The organism is Xanthomonas sp. NCPPB 3582 (genome assembly GCF_041475735.2).
GTDB classification, from domain to species: domain Bacteria; phylum Pseudomonadota; class Gammaproteobacteria; order Xanthomonadales; family Xanthomonadaceae; genus Xanthomonas; species Xanthomonas codiaei.
Genome location: NZ_CM192968.1, coordinates 59,537 through 77,500 on the forward strand (window position 1 = coordinate 59,537; position 17,964 = coordinate 77,500).

The window sequence follows — 17,964 nt, forward strand, 5'->3', positions numbered from 1 at the left end:
CGATGGCGCCGCACCGGCATCGGCGCAACCGACACCGGGAGATCGCCGTTGGCAAAACTGGCCGGCGCACCCCGAATCGTGCAAGCGCAGCCCGTCGCCGCCGGTGGTCAAACGCCTGCGCGCGGCGAATAATCACTCGCCAGGCCGTCATGCCTTCCTCGATGGGGTCCGTCACGTGGCGCTGGACCTCGGTTACCAGAGACCTGCATGAAACACCTCGCCCGGATCGCCCGCTATCGCACCTTGCGCGAGAGTCCGCTGTGGAAACTGCTGGCCGCCGATCATGCGCCGGAGGTGATCGGCCTGCTGCAGTCGCTGCTGCTGGACGGCGAGCGCCTGCTGCCGGCGGCGGTGCTGCACGAACGCCTGCAGCGCATGCTCGACGAACTCAACGCCGAACAGCTGGCGCGCGACCTGCCGCGTACCGCCCAGGCCTATGTCGCGCACTGGCTGGCCCAGGGCTGGCTGGAACGCCACCTGCCGGAGGGCGCACAGCAGGAGCAATTCGAGCTGTCCACCCTGGCCGCGCAGGCGATCCGGTTCGTCGACGGCCTGGAGCACAGCCGCGGCGCGGCCACCGAAAGCCGGCTGGCGCTGGTCATGCAGCAACTGGCCCAGCTGGCCGCATTGACCGAAACCAACCCGGATGCGCGGCTGTCGGCGCTGCGCGACGAGCGTGACCGCATCGATGCGGAGATCGCACGGGTGAGCGCCGGCAAGGTCGCCTCGCTGGATGGCAAGCGCGCGCTCGAGCGCACCCGGCAGGTGATCGCGCTGGCCGACGAATTGACCGAGGATTTCCGCCGTGTACGCGACGACTTCGAACAGCTCAATCGCCAGTTTCGCGAACGCATCATCGATGACGAAGGCGAGCGCGGAGACGTGCTGACCCGGCTGTTCGAAGGCGTGGACGTCATCGGCGACAGCGACGCCGGGCGCAGCTTCCAGGCGTTCTGGGCATTGCTCAACGACGCAGAACAGAGTGCACAACTGGATGCGGCGCTGGAGACGGTGCTGGGGCGATCGTTCGCACGCAAGCTGGACCGGCGCGAACGCAGCTTCCTGCGCGGACTCACCGGTACCATGCTCGAACGCGGCGGCCAGGTGCACGATGTGATGCAGCATTTCGCGCGCAGCCTGCGCGGTTTTGTGCAGAGCCGCGGCTACCTGGAACAGCGCCGGCTCAACCGCCTGCTCAAGCAGGTGCAGGCCGATGCGCTGACCCTGCGCGACCACCTTCCGGCCCAACGGCTGATCGGCCGCAGCCTGATGCTCACCACCAGCCGGCTGCGGTCGTTGTCGCAATGGCGCCTGCACGACCCGCGCCAGCAGCAGGTCGATGGCAGCATCCAGCGCAACGAGGCGGCAGCCATCTCGCTGGACAGCGTGGGCGATCTGGTGGCGCAATCGGAGATCGATTTCCGCAGCCTGCGCCGTGACCTGTTCGAACTGCTGGCCAGCCAGCCGCAGGTCTCCATCGCCCAGGCGCTGGTCCAGCGCCAGGCCACCCAGGGGCTGGGCAGCGTCATCGGCTATCTGTCGCTGGGCACGCGGCACGGGGTGGTCAGCGCCGATCAATTCGAACTGGCGCAATGGCGCGGTGGCGATGGCCAGTGGCGTCGCGCGCGCATTCCGCTGATCTGGTTCACCCAGGAGAAACGCCATGAACTGGCCTGAGCACGACCCCGACGCCGACCGCATGCCGGATCCGGACGATGACGCTGCCGCTGTACAGGCCGATCCTGCGCCGACACCATCCAACGGCCTGTTTCCGGGCGACACCGGGCAACTGCCAGTCGAAGCGCGGCGCGCGCTGTGCCAATTGCTCAGTGGCCCCAGCGTGGATGCGCAGCGGCACGGCCGGCTGTGGTCGGCCCTACTGCGCAGCGAGACATCCATTCGCAGTGCCCTGTCCGAGGTGTTCCTGGAACTGGTGCTCGATCGCGAAGCCGGCATCGCCTTCACCCGCCAGGCCGACACCGGCGAGCTGGACACCCCGGTACTGCTGCGCTCCTCGCCGCTGACCTTCATCGACTCGGTGCTGCTGTTGCATCTGCGCCAGCAACTGGCCGATGCCGATGCGCGCGGCGTGCGGGCGGTGGTGGAAGATGCCACCTTGAGCGATGCGCTGGCGGTGTACGAAAAGAACCTGTCCACCGACCGCGCCGGTTTCCTGCGCAGGGTGGCAACGGCGGTGCAGAAGATGAAGGACAACCACGTGCTCACCCGCCTGCGCGGCGAAGAGACCCGCTACGAAGTCTCGCCGGCACTGAAGCTGCTGTTCTCGGCCGAGGACGTCGCCGCGCTGGGGCAGGTCTATCGCCAGTTGCGCGAGGCCCCTGCCGATGCCGGGCAGGACACCATGCCCACGCACGGCTAGCGCCTCAGCACCGCATCGTTGCAGCCGTGGGCTGTGCCTTCTTCGCTTACCCTGGACCGTCCCGATGACCTCCGCCGCTTCCAGTTCCAGCCTGTTCGGCAACGACCTGCCAGACCCGCGCCTGCAGCAGTTCCGCATGCGCCGCCTGCAGGTGCACAACTGGGGCACGTTCTCCGGCCTGACCGAAGTGCCGATCGCCGAGCGTGGCTTTCTGTTCGTCGGCCGCTCCGGCTCGGGCAAATCGACCCTGCTGGACGCGATGTCGGCCCTGCTCACCCCGCCCAGCATCGTCGACTTCAATGCCGCCGCGCGCGAGGCCGAGCGCAGCGGCCGCGATCGCAACCTGGTGTCCTACGTGCGCGGCGCCTGGGCAGATCAGCAGGACAGCAGCTCCGGCGAGATCGCTACCCAGTACCTGCGCAAGGGCGCCACCTGGACCGCCCTGGTGCTGGAATACCGCAACGGCGAAGACCGCGTGGTGAGCCTGATCCGCTTGTTCTGGATCGCCGGCAGCAGCACGGCCACCGGCGATGTGCGCAAGCACTACATGGTGGCCGAGCGCGCCTTCGACGTGGCCCGCGACCTGGCCGGCTTCGACCTGGATCTGCGCAAGCTCAAACAGCGCCTGCACGATGTGCATCACTTCGACAGCTTCGCCGGCTACGCCGAACGCTTCCGCCATCAGCTGGGTATCGGCAACGAGATGGCGCTGCGGCTGCTGCACAAGACCCAGTCGGCCAAAAACCTGGGCGATCTCAATGCCTTCCTGCGCGGCTTCATGCTGGAAGAACCCAAGACCTTCGATGCCGCCGAGCGCCTGGTCGGCGATTTCGCCGAGCTCGACGGCGCGCATCATGCGGTCGTCACCGCGCGGCGGCAGGTGGAGACCCTGCTGCCGGCGCGCGCGCACCACGCCGAGCTGCTGCAACTGCGCCGCCAGCGCAGCGAACTGGAAGAACTCAAGCTCGGCATCGATGCCTACCGCGAGCAACGCCGGCTCGCCTTGCTGGAGGCGCGCCTGCAGGAACTGGACGTACAGGATCGCGGCCTGGCCGGCGAAGAAGGCCAGCGCCGCGCCGCATTGGACAACCACACCCGCCACCTGGACGACCTGGAGGCGCAGCGGCGCGCGCAAGGCGGCGAACGCATCGATGCGCTGGAGCGCGAACAAGGCCAGCTGCAGGCCGAGCGCGATCGCCGCGCCGCCAAGCGCGCGCAAGCCGAGCAGGCCTGCGGTGCGCTCGAACAGGCCCTGGCCGGCAGCGCGCACGGCTTCGCCGAACAGCTTGCGCAGGCGCGCGCAGCGCTGGAAGACGGTCAGCGGCTTGCCGCCGAACATGACGAGGCGATCAGCGCGCGCATCGCCACCAAGCACGAGGACAGCAAGCGCTTTGCCGAGGTGCGCGCCGAGATCGAGGCGCTCACCCGCAACCCGTCCAATATCCCGGCCCCGATGCAGAGCCTGCGCGCGCGCCTGAGCGCCGACACCGGCGTGCCCGAGGCCGCGCTGCCGTTCGTTGGCGAACTGATCCAGGTGCGCGAGGACGCAGCGGCCTGGCGCGGCGCCACCGAGCGCGTGCTGCACGGGTTTGCGCAGTCGTTACTGGTGGACGAACGGCATTACGCCGAGGTCGCCGACTGGGTCAATCGCACCCATCTGGGCACGCGCCTGGTGTACTACCGGGTGCGCAGCAACGAACCGGCCATGAGCGGGCGCGAGCCCGGCGCCGCCTCGCTGCTGCACAAGCTGCAACTGCGCGAGCATGCATTCGCCGGCTGGCTGCGCCGCGAACTGGGCAAGCGCTTCGATTACGACTGCGTGGACAGCGCCAAGGCGCTGCGGCATGCCGAGCGGGCGATCACCCGCGAGGGCCAGGTCAAACATCCCGGCGAGCGTTACGAAAAGGACGACCGCCACGCCATCGGCGACCGCCGCCGCTGGCTGCTGGGCTTCGACAACCGCGACAAGCTGGCGCTGTTCGAGCGCGAAGGCCAGGAGCTGGCGCAGCGCATCGCCGCCTGCGATGCCGAGGTAGCCGGTCTGCGCGCCCAGCGCGAGCGCGAGGGCGCGCGCCGCCTGGCCCAGAACACGCTGGTGAATCTGAGCTGGGAGGAGATCGACGTGGCCGCCTCGTTGCAGCGGCTCAGCCAGATCGCCGATACCTTGCAGCAGCTGCGCCAGGGCGATGCCAACCTGCGCGCGCTGGGCGAGGCGATCGACCGCACGCGCGCGGACATCGTCCAGGCCACGCGCACGTACGAGGACGTGCGCAAGGAGCGCATCACCCTGGGCGCCGAGCGCACGCGGCTGGAAAAGCAGCAGCACGAATGCGCCGACGCGCGCAGCCGTGTGGTCACCCCGCTGCAGCAGCAGGGCCTGGCCGAGCGCCTGCAGACGCTCGGCGAGTTGAGCCTGGACACGCTGCAGGAGCGTTTTCGCCATCTCGAACGCGGGCTGGACGCGCAGCTGGCACTCGGCAAGGACGAGCTCACCCGCCTGGAGCAGCTGCTGCTCGGCTGCTTCCGCCGCTACTGCCAGCAGTGGCCCGAAGACAGCGGCGATTTCACTGTCAGCCTCGCCAGCGCCGACGATTTCCTGGCCCGCCTGCAGCGCCTGGAACGCGATGGCCTGCCGCAGCACGAGGCACGTTTCTTCGATCTGCTGCAAAGCCAGAGCAAGAACAACCTGCTGGCCCTGCAGCGCCACACCGCCGAGGCGCGCAAATCGATCGCCCAGCGGCTGGACGAGGTCAACGCCAGCCTGGAACAGGTGCCGTTCAACCACAGCACCTTGCTGACCATCGAACTGAGCGACCGCCGCCTGCCGGAGGTGATCGAGTTCCATCAACGCCTGCGCGATGTGCTCGGCCATCACCAGACCGAACAGCGCGAGGTGGCCGAACAGCAATTTGCCGTGCTGCGCGAGCTGGTGGGCAAGCTGGGCTCGCAGGAAGGCGAGGACAAGCGCTGGCGCGAACTGGTGCTGGACGTGCGCCTGCATGTGGAATTCGTCGGTGTCGAACTGGACGCGGCCACGCGCCAACAGGTGGAGATCTACCGCAGTGGCGCCGGCAAGTCCGGTGGCCAGCGGCAGAAGCTGGCCACCACCTGCCTGGCGGCGGCGTTGCGCTACCAGCTCGGCGGCGAAGACGGCGAACTGCCGCGCTATGCGGCGGTGGTGCTGGACGAAGCCTTCGACAAGGCCGACAACGAATTCACCGCCCTGGCGATGAACATCTTCGAGAACTTCGGTTTCCAGATGGTGGTGGCCACGCCGTTGAAGTCGGTGATGACGCTGGAGCCGTTCATCGGCGGCGCCTGTTTCGTGGAGATCAGCGGCCGCCACGATTCGGGCGTGTTGCTGATCGAGTACGACGAACACGCGCGCCGGCTCAAGCTGCCAGAGCGCAGCCGCAGCGCCGCGGCTGCCACCGAATCGGTGACGGAGCAGGAGTGAGCCGATGGCCCGTGCCAGCTGCATGCTCCTGCCAGCGACCGCCCTCCAGGCCCTGCGGGGACAATGGCAACGCCATCGCGGCGACTGGCTGATCGGCGCTGCCGCGCCGCGGCCGATCGCGCTGCACCCTCCCACCCAGGCCCAGGCCAGCGCGCAGTTCGATGCCTTCGGTGCCTGGCTGCGGGCCTGGCAACGCGCCGGCTTGCCGGGGCGGGTGCAGATGCGCGAGCTCTCCTGGTCGCAGCTGGGGCCGCAACAGCTGCCGCAGGCCTGGGCCTGCGACACCCCGGCCGAGGCCGCCGCCGCACTGCAGGAACACGACCGCTGGCACCGTGCCAGCGCGCGGTGCGCCAGCCTGCTGGCGCGCTGGCCGGACGCCGCCGGCCTGGCCGCACGGATGCGTCGCCAGTTCGATCTGCTGGCCGATGGCGCGGACGACGAGATCGAGCGCATGGCCGACGTGGTCGACTGGCTGCACCGCCATCGCGACAGCGGCCTGTTCCTGCGTCAGTTGCCGATCGCCGGTATCGACAGCAAATGGGTGCACGCCCGCCGCGGCATCATCGCCGACTGGCTGGCCGGGTTGCGCGGGCTGGCCGAGCCGCGCAGCTTCGACAGCCTGTCCGGGCTGCGCAAGGCGCCGGACCGCGTGCGCCTGCGCCTGCTCGATCCTGCGCTGTGCGCGCAGTTCGGCGGGTTGAGCGATCTGACCGTGCGGATCGATCAACTGGCCGCATTGCGCCTGCCGATCGCGCGCCTGCTGATCGTCGAAAACCTCGACACCGGCCTGGCTTGCGAAGCCCTGCCGGGCACCGCGGTGCTGATGGCGCGCGGTTACGCGGTCGATTACCTGCGCAGCATCGGCTGGCTGCGCAGCGTGCCGCTGTTCTACTGGGGCGACATCGACACCCATGGCCTGGCGATCCTGCATCGGCTGCGCACGCACGCGCCGCACACCATCGCCGTGCTGATGGACCAGGCCACCTTGCAGGCGACCCCACGCGCGCTATGGGGCCACGAACCGCGGCAACACCGTGCGCAACGCCTGGCCGCGCTGACCTGCGACGAGCAGGCGTTCTACAGCCACCTGCGCGATGGCCGCTTCGGCGCAGCGCCCAGGCTGGAGCAGGAACGCATCGACTGGAGCTACGCCTGGCCGCGCGTGCAGGCGGCACTGGCTGCCCCGACGGTGCGATAAGCACTGAGCGTCCCATCCGACCGGGCGACCCGCACCGCGTGTCCGCGACTTTGCCAGCGAGCGCATGCGGCTGCCCAGGGCCGCAGGCGATCGGCAGCGCTGCGACGATCGCCGGGATGCCGCCTCGTCCGGGTTCGAACCGATGCCGGCGTTGCCAAGGGTGCTCCGGCAGGTGTGCAACGCGCGCGCACCCGCCTCGATGCGTGCTGCAGGTCGAGATAGGGGCCACACCTGCGCAGCACTGCCGATGGCAGTGGTCAGTGCAGTAGATCCCACCCCATCTTGCCGATCAGCACCACCACCAGCACCAGGAACAACTGGCGAATCAGCGGCGTGCCGCCGCGTAGCGCCATTCGTGTGCCGGCCACCGCACCGGCCACGTTCGCCGCCGCCATCGGCACGCCCACCGCCAGCATCACCTGCCCACTGGGCAGGAAGAACGCCAGTGCCGCCAGGTTGGTGGCCAGGTTCACCACCTTGGCCGCGGCCGAGGCGCGCAGGAAATCCAGCCCGAAGAAACGGATGAACAGGAAGATCAGGAAGCTGCCGGTGCCCGGCCCGAAGAAGCCGTCGTAGAACCCGATCGCCGCACCCATCGCCAAGGCGGTGACCAGCTCACGGCGGCCGACGCTGCGCGGACGATGCAGCGCGCCGAAATCCTTCTTGATCAGCGTGTAGACAAGCATCGCCACCAGCAGCACCAGGATCACCGGCCGCACCGCCTGCCTGGGCATCAGGCTGACCGCGGTCGCGCCCAGAAACGAAAACGTGAAGGCCGCCGAGGTGGCGTACAGCACCGGCCGCCATGGAAACCGCACCGTGCGCGCGTAGCGCCATGCCGATGCCGCCGTGCCGAACATCGCGCTGAACTTGCTGGTGCCCAGCAGCAACGACGGCGCCTGCTGCGGCAGGGTGGCGAACAGGCCCGGCAGCTGGATCAATCCACCGCCGCCCACCGCCGCATCCACCAACCCGGCCACGAACGCAATGCACAGCAGCCAGGGCAACTCGGTGGGAATCAGGTCCAGCAAAGCCAGGCTCCGTACGGCGGGGGCGACAGCATAGCCGCCGCATGCAGTCGGCATCGCAGCGCCTCAACCGTGGCCGCTACCACCAACCACGAATCCCCAACCACGAATCCCCAACCACGAATCCCCAATCCCCAATCAAAACCCGCACAATCCCCGGCATGTCGCCCTCCAGACCCAACGATGCCTGCCCCTGCGGTCGCCCCGCCGAGTACGCGCGCTGCTGCGGCCAATACCACGCCGGCGCGGCCGCCCCCGATGCGCAGACCCTGATGCGCGCGCGCTACAGCGCGTATGTGCGCCGCGATGTCGCGTACCTGCTGTCCAGCTGGCACCGGTCCACCCGCCCAGCCGAACTGCCCCTGGACGAAGGTGGCCGCACCACCTGGCTCGGCCTCACCGTCCAGCGTGCCCTCGCCACCGGCGACGACACCGCCGAGGTGGTGTTCCTGGCGCGCTATCGCATCGGCGGCGGCAGCGCCGTCCGCATGACCGAACATAGCCGCTTCGTGCGCGAAGACGGCCGCTGGTACTACCTCGACGCCCGTTAGCGGTGATGCTGCAGGCCCGCAGCTGCCGGGGCCGGGAATCGTCCAACACCCCTGGCCGTGAGCGCCGCCGCTGCGGCTGGCAGGAGACGGACGCTTTCCGCGCCGTCGCGCCGTCGCGATTCATCCGACCAACGGCAGCTGGCGGCGGCGTTTGTCGACATGGCGTTCGCAGCCGATCCGGGAAGCTTGCCGCGCCGGCGGAGCTCGCCGCGGGGTGGGAAAGCGATCATGGCAACCTTCAATTTCTGGCAGTGGGTGCTTGTGGCCGTGGTGGTCTTCGCGGTCGTGCTGCCGGCCGTGCTGGCGACCGCCATGGTCCGCTTCGGGCCGCGCCACGACGCGCCATCGCGCGCACGCTCCCGCCGCACCGCCGAGGGCAGTCCGTCCACCCCCGCGCTGTCGCTGCTAACCGGCATTACCGGCGAGGGCAATTGAGCCGGCGCTCGCGCGCCCTGCAACCAGAGTGCCCGTCAGGCCGTCAGGCACGTCGTCGCTGACCCCGCACACGCCAGCCGTCGGCGCGATCGAGACGACACTGCCGGAAGATGGACGCGGCCCAGCCCAAGCGGCGCAGCGCAGCCGTGTCCGCATGCCGATCTGCGCGCGCTATGCCGCGCTGCCGGTCGGGAAATGGCGGTGAGGCAGCCAGCGCTGTATCTGGCCCGGCCGTGGTTGCCGCCGGCGGTCTGGCCCACCCCACGCTGAAACCGTGCGTATCCGCCGTCCAGCGAGCGTGCCTCGTCGTGGATGGACAGTCCGACACCCGCCCCGCCGCACCGTGACTGCGGCCCCGGCCTTTTCAGCAATCGCCACCTCCACCAGCGCGAAGTCCCGGCGCATGCCGGTGCACGCAGCGCCGCGGCGCCTGCACCGCGGGCTACCCACATCACCACCACCAACGATCCCGCCAATCGCGCGCGCGTCGGCAGGCAGGCCCGCTGCGCCCGCCCAGCCGGGGCTGCGCATCAGCCACCTGCACCCCGGACCCTGCCGGGTTGGCTATCCTCGGTGGATCGATTTGCCGCAGGAGCACTCCATCGCATGACCTCCGCCCACGTGCCGGCCACCGCGCCATGACGCCGTTTCGGCGCGCCTTGCCAGTCCTGCTTGGAATGGTGCCGCTGGCTGCCTGCGCCGATCCGGCATTCGAGCGCTGTCTGGCTGGCCTGCAGACCCAGGCCGCCGCCAAGGGCGTGGATGCCGCCAGTTTCCAGCGCTTCACCGCCGGCCTGGCACCCGATCCCAGCGTGCTGCCACTGCTGGACGCGCAACCGGAGTTCACCACCCCCATCTGGGACTATCTCGCCAGCCTGGTCGACAGCCAGCGCGTGGCCGACGGCCAGGCCATGCTGGCCACCCACCGCGAGCTGTTGACCCGCTTGTCCGAGCAGACCGGCGTGGACCCGGCCACCATCGTCGCGGTCTGGGGCGTGGAGAGCGACTATGGCCGGGTCACCGGCAAGCGCCCGCTGCTGGTGTCGCTGGCCACCTTGTCGTGCGCCGGCCGCCGCCAGCCGTTCTTCCGTGGCGAATTCCTTGCCCTGCTCGGCCTGCTACAGCAGGGCGATCTGTCGCCGGATGGCTTGACCGGCTCCTGGGCCGGTGCGTTCGGGCAGACCCAGTTCATGCCCTCGACCTACGCGCGGATCGCGGTCGATGGCGACGGCGATGGCCACCGCGATCTGGTCGCCAGCATTCCCGACGCGCTGGCCTCCACCGCCAACTACCTGGTCAAGGCCGGCTGGGAGCGTGCCCGCCCCTGGGGCATGGAGGTGCGCCTGCCGCCCGGCTTCGATGCCAGCAAGGCCGGCCGCACCCGCCGCCAGCCGTTGCAGGCCTGGCAACACGCCGGCCTGCTCGGCACCGATGGCAAACCGCTCGCACCGGGCGAGCTGCCGGCCGAGACGCCAGCCGCCTTGCTGCTGCCAGCCGGCGCCACCGGCCCGGCGTTCCTGGTGTTCCGCAACTACGACGCGATCTACGCCTACAACGCCGCCGAAAGCTACGCGCTGTCGATCGCGCTGCTGGCCGACCGCCTGCGTGGCGGTGCCGGCCTGGCAGCGGCCTGGCCCACCGACGACCCCGGCCTGGGCCGCCCGGAACGCCGCGCACTGCAGCAACTGCTGCTCGAGCGCGGCTACCAGATCGGCGATGCCGATGGCATGGTCGGCAGCGCCACCCGCCGCGCCATCCAGGTCGAGCAGACCCGCCTGGGCCTGCAGCCGGCCGACGGCCGCCCCGGCCAGCGCATCCTCACCGCCCTGCGCGCCGCCCCACCGCTCACCGGCATGGCAGCCGTGCGCGGTACCGCCTTCAAGCTACCGGCCGCCTATCCCGCATTCGCCCACTCTCCCATCGTCCACAAGGCATCCCCCATGTCCGACACCACCGGCCTGACCACAGGCGACTTCCACGGCTTCCCCTCGCTGCTGATCGACACCCCGTTCTCCACCGCCGCCATCAGCCTGTTCGGCGGCCAGTTGCTCTCGTTCGTGCCCAAGGGTGGCCAGGACGTGATGTGGCTATCGCCCCTCGCCAAGCAGCCGCCCACCCCGATCCGCGGTGGTGCCCCGGTGTGCTGGCCGTACTTCGGCCGCCAGGACCAGACCGGCGAGGTGCCCGCGCACGGCTTCGTGCGCACCGTGCCGTGGCAGCTCACCGAGAGCCACCGCGAAGACGATGGCACCGTGGTGCTCACCCTGACCCCGCCGGCCTTCGACGACCTGGCGCTGGCCCTGCGCATGACGCTGCGCATCGGTCGCACCCTGGAACAGCGCCTGATCACCGAGAACACCAGCGCCGCGCCGGTGCGCTTCACCCAGGCGCTGCACAACTATTTCCGCGTCGGCGATGCCCTGAAGGTCGACGTGCAGGGCCTGGACGGCCTGGAGTATCTGGACAAGTACGAGAACTACGCCAGCGCCCATCGCCAGCAAGGCGACTGGAACCTGCGCGACCCACGCGATCCCGGCCGCAGCGATCGCATCTACGTCGACGCCGGTGGCCGCTACACGCTCACCGACCCGGTCCTGGGCCGTCGCATCGTCATCGCCACCGAAGGCAGCCGCTCGCTGGTGGCCTGGAATCCGGGCGAAGAGGCCGGCAGGAAGATGGCCGACGTGGGCGAGGGCTGGCGCGACTACGTCTGCCTGGAAGCGTCCAACGCCGGCCCGGACGTGATCGAACTGGCCCCCGGCGCCAGCCACACCCTCACCCAGACCATCAGCGTCGAGTAACCGCCCCCCGGCCAGCGCTCGCCCACACCGCCCGAGCCCCTCCCGCGAGCGGGAGAAGATGCCCGAAGGGCGGATGAGGGCCAGCAACCAATCCAGACACCAGCCCCAAAGGCCGGCAATACCGCCCCCACAGCAACCCAGCCCTTCTCCCGCCAGCGGGAGAAGGTGCCCGAAGGGCGGATGAGGGCCAGCAACCAATCCAGACACCAGCACCAGAACACCAGACCCCCAGCCCCAAAGGCCAGGCATTACCGCCCCCCACAGCATCCAGCCCTTCTCCCGCCAGCGGGAGAAGGTGCCCGAAGGGCGGATGAGGGCCAGCAACCAATCCAGGCACCAGCACCAGAACACCAGACCCCCAGCCCCAAAGGCCAGGCAATACCGCCCTCCCCCAGCAACCCAGCCCTTCTCCCGCAAGCGGGAGAAGGTGCCCGAAGGGCGGATGAGGACCAGCAACCAATCCAGACACCCAGCCCCAGAACACCAGACACCCAGCCCCAAAGGCCAGGCAATACCGCCCTCACGCAGCACCCAGCCCTTCTCCCGCCAGCGGGAGAAGGTGCCCGAAGGGCGGATGAGGGCCAGCGACCAATCCAAGACACCCAGCACCACAACACCAGGCCATGCCGGCTCACGCAGCCCAGCTACCGCATCCTCCGGCACCTCCATCCGCAGCTACACTGCCGGCCTCACCACCGCGGGCCGCGCGATGTCTCTCCCACCCGATTCCGCTCTGGCCCCGGGCCGGCGCCGCGCCGCACTGATCTTCATCTTCATCACCGTGCTGATCGACGTGCTGTCGTTCGGCGTGATCATTCCGGTGCTGCCGGACCTGGTGCGACACTTCACCGGCGGCGACTACGCAGTGGCTGCCGGCTGGATCGGCTGGTTCGGGTTCCTGTTCGCCGCCATCCAGTTCGTCTGCTCGCCGCTGCAGGGCGCGCTGTCCGACCGCTTCGGCCGCCGCCCGGTGATCCTGCTGTCGTGCCTGGGCCTGGGCCTGGACTTCATCCTGATGGCCATCGCCCACAGCCTGCCGATGCTGCTGCTGGCCCGGATGATCTCCGGCATCTGCTCGGCCAGCTTTTCCACCGCCAACGCCTACATCGCCGACGTCACCCCTGCCGACAAGCGCGCCGGTGCGTTCGGCATGCTCGGTGCCGCGTTCGGCATCGGCTTCGTGGCCGGCCCGCTGATCGGCGGCTGGCTGGGCAGCATAGGCCTGCGCTGGCCATTCTGGTTTGCCGCTGGACTGGCCTTGTTGAACGTGTTGTACGGCTGGTTCGTGCTGCCCGAATCGCTGCCCGCCGAGCGCCGCACGGCGCGGCTGGAGTGGTCGCACGCCAACCCGCTCGGCGCGCTCAAACTGCTGCGCCGCTACCCGCAGGTGTTCGGCCTGGCCGCGGTGGTGTTCCTGGCCAACCTGGCGCATTACGTCTACCCCAGCATCTTCGTGCTGTTTGCCGGCTACCAATACCAGTGGGGCCCGCGCGAAGTGAGCTGGGTGCTGGCCGGGGTGGGCGTGTGCAGCATCATCGTCAATGCCTTGCTGGTCGGCCGGCTGGTGCGCTGGCTGGGTGAGCGCCGCGCCCTGCTGCTGGGGTTGGGCTGCGGGGTGGTCGGCTTTGTCATCTACGGCTTCGCCGACAGCGGCCGCATGTTCCTGGTGGGGGTGCCGATCAGCGCGCTATGGGCCATCGCCGCACCGGCGGCGCAGGCCTTGATCACCCGCGACGTCGGCGCCGACGCGCAGGGCCGCGTGCAGGGCGCGCTGACCAGCCTGGTCAGCCTGGCCGGCATCGCCGGTCCGTTGCTGTTCGCCAACGTGTTCGCCTGGTTCATCGGTCGTGGCGCACCGCTGCATCTGCCCGGCGCGCCCTGGCTGCTGGCCGGCGTGCTGCTCGCTGCCGGCTGGTTGATGGCGTGGGCGAGGGCAGGGCGTACCCGTGGCCTGGCCAATGCGACCGGCGGTTGATGCCAACGCATTCATGTGACGCTCGCGCCCGCTTTTTCTGATTCGTGCCGGCACTGCTAGGCTGATGCCTTCCGTGCCCCGGCACCGCCTCGACTTCCTATGCGTTCCAACACCCTGGCCGCTCCCACGTCGGCTGCACGCGCGCTGCGCCACGCCACCCAGGACACCCATCGCCTGGTCGAAGCGGTTCCGCTGATGCAGGCGCTCGGGCGGGGGCAGGTCGATCGCACGCGCTACGCGCTGATCCTGCGCCGGCACCATGCCTTGCTGGCCGGGTTCGAAGAGCGCTTCGGCGACTGGTTGAGCACCCTGGTCGGCAACGGCTGGCACTATCGTCGCCGGGCGCCGGCCCTGCGCGCGGATCTGCGTACGCTCGACCAGCGCCCGGATGCGCTGCTGGCCCCACCGACCGGCACCGACGCCGCCGCGCGCTGGGGCATGTTGTATGTGATCGAAGGCGCGCAGCTGGGCGGGCGGGTGATCGCCCGCGGCCTGCGTCGCCATCAACCCGCGCTGGCCGATGCGTTGCAGTATTTCGAACTGGCCGACGAAGACCCCGCCGGTTGGCGCCGTTTTCAGGCCGTGCTCGATCAATGCCTGGATACCCCGCGCGCGCGCGCCACCGCCATCGACGGCGCGCAGGCCATGTTCGCCCACTTCCACAGCTGTCTTGCAGCGGAGCCGCACGCGTGACCCAGACCACCGAACCCCTGGACATGGATGAATGCGCGCGTGAACCGATCCATATCCCCGGCCTGATCCAGCCCTATGGCGTACTGCTGGTGATCGAACCAGCCGATGGCCGCATCGTGCAGGCCAGCAGCACCGCTGCCGATCTGCTCGGCATGCCGTTGGAATCGCTGCTGGGCACGCCCTACACCCAGGTGCTGGAGGTGCCCGAAGCGCGGCCCTTCGCGGTGGATGAGCAAGCCCAGCACCTGCTGCATGCCGAAGCGCGCTTTCCCGCGCGCGCCACGCCGCCCGATCACGCCTGGGTGGCCGCCTGGCATCTGTATCCGGAGCAATGGCTGGTCGAGATCGAGCCGCGCGACGCGCGCCTGATGGACGTCACCCTGCGCGAAGCCTTGCCGTTGTTGCGCAGCATCGAGCGCGATCCCGGCATCGCCGAGGCCGCGGTGCGCGCCGCCAAGGGCCTGCGCAGCATGATCGGCTTCGACCGGGTGATGGTGTACCGCTTCGACGAAGAGTGGAACGGCGATGTCATTGCCGAAGCCCGCCAGCCGGACCTGGAGGCCTATCTCGGCCTGCACTATCCCGCCAGCGACATCCCGGCGCAGGCGCGCGCGCTGTACCTGCGCAACCGGGTGCGCCAGATCGCCGATGTCGGCTACCGGCCCTCGCCGATCCAGCCCACCCTGCACCCGCGCCTGGGCACCCCGGTGGACTTGAGCGATGTCAGCCTGCGCAGCGTCTCGCCGGTGCATCTGGAATACCTGGCCAACATGGGGGTCACCGCCACCCTGGTGTCTTCGATCGTCGTCAATGACGCGCTGTGGGGGCTGATCTCCTGCCATCACTACAGCCCGCACTTCACCAGTCACGCCATGCGCGATGCCACCGACGCGGTCACCCGCGCGCTGGCCGGTCGTATCGGCGCATTGCAGGCGGTGTCGCGCGCCCGGATGGAATCGGTGCTGCTGACCATCCGCGAAAAGCTCATCACCGATTTCAACGATGCCGAGCACCTGACCGTGGACATGCTGGCCGACATGGCCCCGGACCTGATGGACGTGGTGGACGCCGACGGCGTGGCGATCTTCCACGGCAACGAGATCAGCCGCCATGGCAGCGCGCCGGATGTGGATGCGCTGCGCCGCATCCGCGACCATATCGAATCGGCACACCACGACGCCCTGCGCGAGGATGCGGTGGGGGCGCTGCACGTGGACGCCATCGGCGAGGTCTTTCCGGAACTGGCCGACCTGGCGCCGTTGGCGGCCGGTTTCATCTTCGTCCCGCTGATGCCGCAATCGCGCAGCGCGCTGCTGTGGACCCGACGCGAGCAGGTGCAGCAGATCAAATGGGCCGGCAATCCGCAGCTGGCCAAGCTGCAGGACATCCCCAACTCGCGGCTGTCGCCGCGCAAGAGCTTCGACCTGTGGCAGCAGACCGTGCGCGGGCGAGCCCGCCCGTGGGCGCCGCTGCATCTGGAATCGGCGCGCAGCTTGCGGGTATTGATCGAACTGATGGAGCGCAAGCGCTTCCAGCAGGACTTCACCCTGCTCGAAGCCTCGCTGTCGCGCTTGCGCGATGGCGTGGCCATCATCGAACGTGGTGCCCAGACCGGCGTGCACCGGCTGATGTTCGTCAACCCGGCGTTCGCCGACTTGAGCCAGACCGAGGTCGCCGAGCTGGTCGGCTGCGACATCCTCGCGCTGCTGGCCGCCGATGCCGCCAGGGCCAAGGTCGAGCTGTTCGAAGAGGCGCTGCGGCTGGGACGCGCCGCCTACGTCACCTTGCCGTTGCGCACCCGCGACGGCGTGCCGGTGTATCGCCAATTCCATCTCGAACCCTTGCCCAGCCCCACGGGGGTTACCGCGCATTGGCTGCTGCAGTTGCGCGACCCGGAGTAGACCGGGTCCAGGCGCGACAACGGCGGCGTCCGCGGTCGGCTACTGCTGCCGGCCGCCGCATGGACATGCCTTGCCGCACAGGGGCCGGTCCATGCGGACAGGTACCTGGACTACGTCTTTGCGGGCCGCGGGCGCAGCACCAGCAAGGCAATGGTGCCGGCCACCAGACCCCAGAACGCCGCCCCGATCCCGCCCAGCGTCAGCCCGGAGGCGGTGACCAGGAAGGTGATCAACGCCGCCTCGCGCTCGCCGTCTTCGCGCAAGGCCGCCGCCAGGCTGTTTCCGATCGTGCCCAGCAGCGCGATTCCGGCAATGGCCATCACCAGCTCGCGCGGAAACGCCGCAAACACGGCGGCCACGGTCGCCCCGAACAGGCCGATCACCACATAGAACGCGCCCGCGCTGACCGCCGCGGCATAGCGCCGTGCCGGGTCTTCGTGCGCCTCGCGGCCCATGCAGATCGCCGCGGTGATCGCGGCCAGGTTCAAGGCATAGCCCCCGAACGGCGCCAGCAGCGTATTGACCACGCCGATCCAGCCGATCGTCGGCGAAATCGGCACCGCGTAGCCGCAGGCCCGGATCACCGCCACGCCAGGGACGTTCTGCGAGGCCATGGTGACCACGAACAGCGGAAGCGCCAGCCCGAACACCGCCGCCCACGATAGCGACGGCGTCACCCACACCGGCCGTGCCAGTTCCAACTTCACCGTCTCCCAGTGCATCAGCCCGCCGCTGGCGGCGATCGCGACGCCCACCAGTAGCGTGGCAATCACCGCATAACGCGCAAACCAGCGCCGCCCCGCCAGGTAGCTCGCCAGCATCGCCAGTGCCAGCACCACCTGGCTCTGCATGGCCACGAACAGGTCCAACCCGAAACGCAACAGCACGCCGGCCAGCATCCCCGAGGCCAGCGAGACCGGAATCCTGCGGATCGCCCGCTCGAACACCCCGGTGAACCCGGCGACCGTACCCAGCACTGCCGCCACCACGAACGCACCGATCGCCTCGCGCAGCGGAACCCCGGCCGCGCTTCCGATCAACATCGCCGCCCCCGGTGTCGACCACGCGGTGACCACCGGTACCCGGTAGCGCAGCGACAAACCGATACAGGTCACCCCCATCCCGATGCCCAGCGCCCACATCCACGAGGCAATCTGCGCCTGGTCGGCGCCCAGATGCCGCGCCGCCTCGAACACGATCACCGCCGAACTGGCGAACCCCACCAGGACGGTGACGAAGCCGGCGGCAATCGCAGGCAGGGACAGGTCGCGGAACAGGTTGCGGGCTGATGGCATCGGAAGACTCCCTTTCAGCCAGCCATTCTCTCCGAGCCACTGCCCCAGCGGTATCGCAAGACGTCCGCATGCCGGCTTCCATGTAGAGGGTCGCGGCAGGGCTGGCATGCATGCCGATTGCCGCGACAGCACTGCATGCCATCGCCGCATACCTGCAGCGCCTCACTGCACTGGGTCATCGATGGATGCGCGCCATGTGGAGTGAATCCAGTCGTCAGATCCATCGCGTGCCTGCGTTGATGCTGCAGCC

The 17,964-nt window shown here is 69.4% G+C and carries 12 protein-coding genes; 10 read left to right on the top strand and 2 right to left on the bottom strand.

Annotation, left to right across the window (positions count from 1 at the left end; all coding sequences use genetic code 11):
- Window positions 1-207: 207 nt before the first annotated feature.
- From ACCQ05_RS00260 to ACCQ05_RS00275, 4 genes are all read left to right on the top strand, one after another.
- Entirely contained in the window at window positions 208-1,677 is a 1,470-nt protein-coding gene (locus tag ACCQ05_RS00260; RefSeq protein ID WP_228961964.1) for a DUF3375 domain-containing protein, read from the top strand.
- Window positions 1,664-2,380, top strand: coding sequence for a DUF4194 domain-containing protein (locus tag ACCQ05_RS00265; RefSeq protein ID WP_372392540.1), 717 nt, complete (start codon window positions 1,664-1,666; stop codon window positions 2,378-2,380). Before ACCQ05_RS00260 ends, ACCQ05_RS00265 begins: the two co-directional genes overlap by 14 nt.
- A 64-nt stretch (window positions 2,381-2,444) precedes the next feature.
- Window positions 2,445-5,837, top strand: coding sequence for an ATP-binding protein (locus tag ACCQ05_RS00270; protein WP_372392541.1), 3,393 nt, complete (start codon window positions 2,445-2,447; stop codon window positions 5,835-5,837).
- Between the two features lie 4 nt (window positions 5,838-5,841).
- Entirely contained in the window at window positions 5,842-7,035 is a 1,194-nt protein-coding gene (locus ACCQ05_RS00275; protein ID WP_372392543.1) for a Wadjet anti-phage system protein JetD domain-containing protein, read from the top strand.
- 257 nt (window positions 7,036-7,292) lie between these two features.
- Here ACCQ05_RS00275 and ACCQ05_RS00280 read toward each other — a convergent pair whose 3' ends face one another.
- Window positions 7,293-8,072 (bottom strand): sulfite exporter TauE/SafE family protein, encoded by a 780-nt coding sequence (locus ACCQ05_RS00280; protein ID WP_228961974.1) that lies wholly within the window; start codon window positions 8,070-8,072, stop codon window positions 7,293-7,295.
- A gap of 152 nt (window positions 8,073-8,224) precedes the next feature.
- Here ACCQ05_RS00280 and ACCQ05_RS00285 point away from each other — a divergent pair, with 152 nt between their 5' ends.
- The 6 genes from ACCQ05_RS00285 (at window position 8,225) to bphP (ending at window position 16,419) form a co-directional block, all read left to right on the top strand.
- Entirely contained in the window at window positions 8,225-8,614 is a 390-nt protein-coding gene (locus ACCQ05_RS00285) for a YchJ family protein (RefSeq protein WP_372392544.1), read from the top strand.
- Between the two features lie 228 nt (window positions 8,615-8,842).
- Window positions 8,843-9,049, top strand: coding sequence for a hypothetical protein (locus tag ACCQ05_RS00290; protein ID WP_104544000.1), 207 nt, complete (start codon window positions 8,843-8,845; stop codon window positions 9,047-9,049).
- A 638-nt stretch (window positions 9,050-9,687) separates the two neighbouring features.
- Entirely contained in the window at window positions 9,688-11,850 is a 2,163-nt protein-coding gene (locus ACCQ05_RS00295) for a lytic murein transglycosylase (protein WP_372392545.1), read from the top strand.
- A 709-nt stretch (window positions 11,851-12,559) separates the two neighbouring features.
- Window positions 12,560-13,825, top strand: coding sequence for a TCR/Tet family MFS transporter (locus ACCQ05_RS00300; RefSeq protein WP_372392546.1), 1,266 nt, complete (start codon window positions 12,560-12,562; stop codon window positions 13,823-13,825).
- A gap of 99 nt (window positions 13,826-13,924) precedes the next feature.
- Window positions 13,925-14,518, top strand: coding sequence for a biliverdin-producing heme oxygenase (locus tag ACCQ05_RS00305; RefSeq protein WP_372392548.1), 594 nt, complete (start codon window positions 13,925-13,927; stop codon window positions 14,516-14,518).
- Window positions 14,515-16,419 carry a bacteriophytochrome BphP gene (gene bphP / locus ACCQ05_RS00310; RefSeq protein WP_372392549.1) on the top strand — a complete coding sequence of 635 codons (1,905 nt, stop codon included), beginning with the start codon at window positions 14,515-14,517 and terminating at the stop codon, window positions 16,417-16,419. The genes ACCQ05_RS00305 and bphP overlap by 4 nt, the downstream gene beginning before the upstream one ends.
- A 110-nt stretch (window positions 16,420-16,529) precedes the next feature.
- Here the strand turns inward: bphP and ACCQ05_RS00315 are convergent, their stop codons facing one another.
- A complete protein-coding gene (locus ACCQ05_RS00315) occupies window positions 16,530-17,714 on the bottom strand; it encodes a benzoate/H(+) symporter BenE family transporter (RefSeq protein ID WP_228961972.1) in 1,185 nt (394 codons plus the stop codon).
- Window positions 17,715-17,964 lie beyond the last annotated feature (250 nt).

Excerpts from the sequence above, each read along its gene's own strand:
- ACCQ05_RS00260 (WP_228961964.1), top strand. The coding sequence starts at position 208 with ATGAAACACCTCGCCCGGATCGCCCGCTATCGCACCTTGCGCGAGAGT.
- ACCQ05_RS00265 (WP_372392540.1), top strand. The coding sequence starts at position 1,664 with ATGAACTGGCCTGAGCACGACCCCGACGCCGACCGCATGCCGGATCCG.
- ACCQ05_RS00270 (WP_372392541.1), top strand. The coding sequence starts at position 2,445 with ATGACCTCCGCCGCTTCCAGTTCCAGCCTGTTCGGCAACGACCTGCCA.
- ACCQ05_RS00275 (WP_372392543.1), top strand. The coding sequence starts at position 5,842 with ATGGCCCGTGCCAGCTGCATGCTCCTGCCAGCGACCGCCCTCCAGGCC.
- ACCQ05_RS00285 (WP_372392544.1), top strand. The coding sequence starts at position 8,225 with ATGTCGCCCTCCAGACCCAACGATGCCTGCCCCTGCGGTCGCCCCGCC.
- ACCQ05_RS00290 (WP_104544000.1), top strand. The coding sequence starts at position 8,843 with ATGGCAACCTTCAATTTCTGGCAGTGGGTGCTTGTGGCCGTGGTGGTC.
- ACCQ05_RS00295 (WP_372392545.1), top strand. The coding sequence starts at position 9,688 with ATGACGCCGTTTCGGCGCGCCTTGCCAGTCCTGCTTGGAATGGTGCCG.
- ACCQ05_RS00300 (WP_372392546.1), top strand. The coding sequence starts at position 12,560 with ATGTCTCTCCCACCCGATTCCGCTCTGGCCCCGGGCCGGCGCCGCGCC.
- ACCQ05_RS00305 (WP_372392548.1), top strand. The coding sequence starts at position 13,925 with ATGCGTTCCAACACCCTGGCCGCTCCCACGTCGGCTGCACGCGCGCTG.
- ACCQ05_RS00315 (WP_228961972.1), bottom strand. The coding sequence starts at position 17,714 with ATGCCATCAGCCCGCAACCTGTTCCGCGACCTGTCCCTGCCTGCGATT.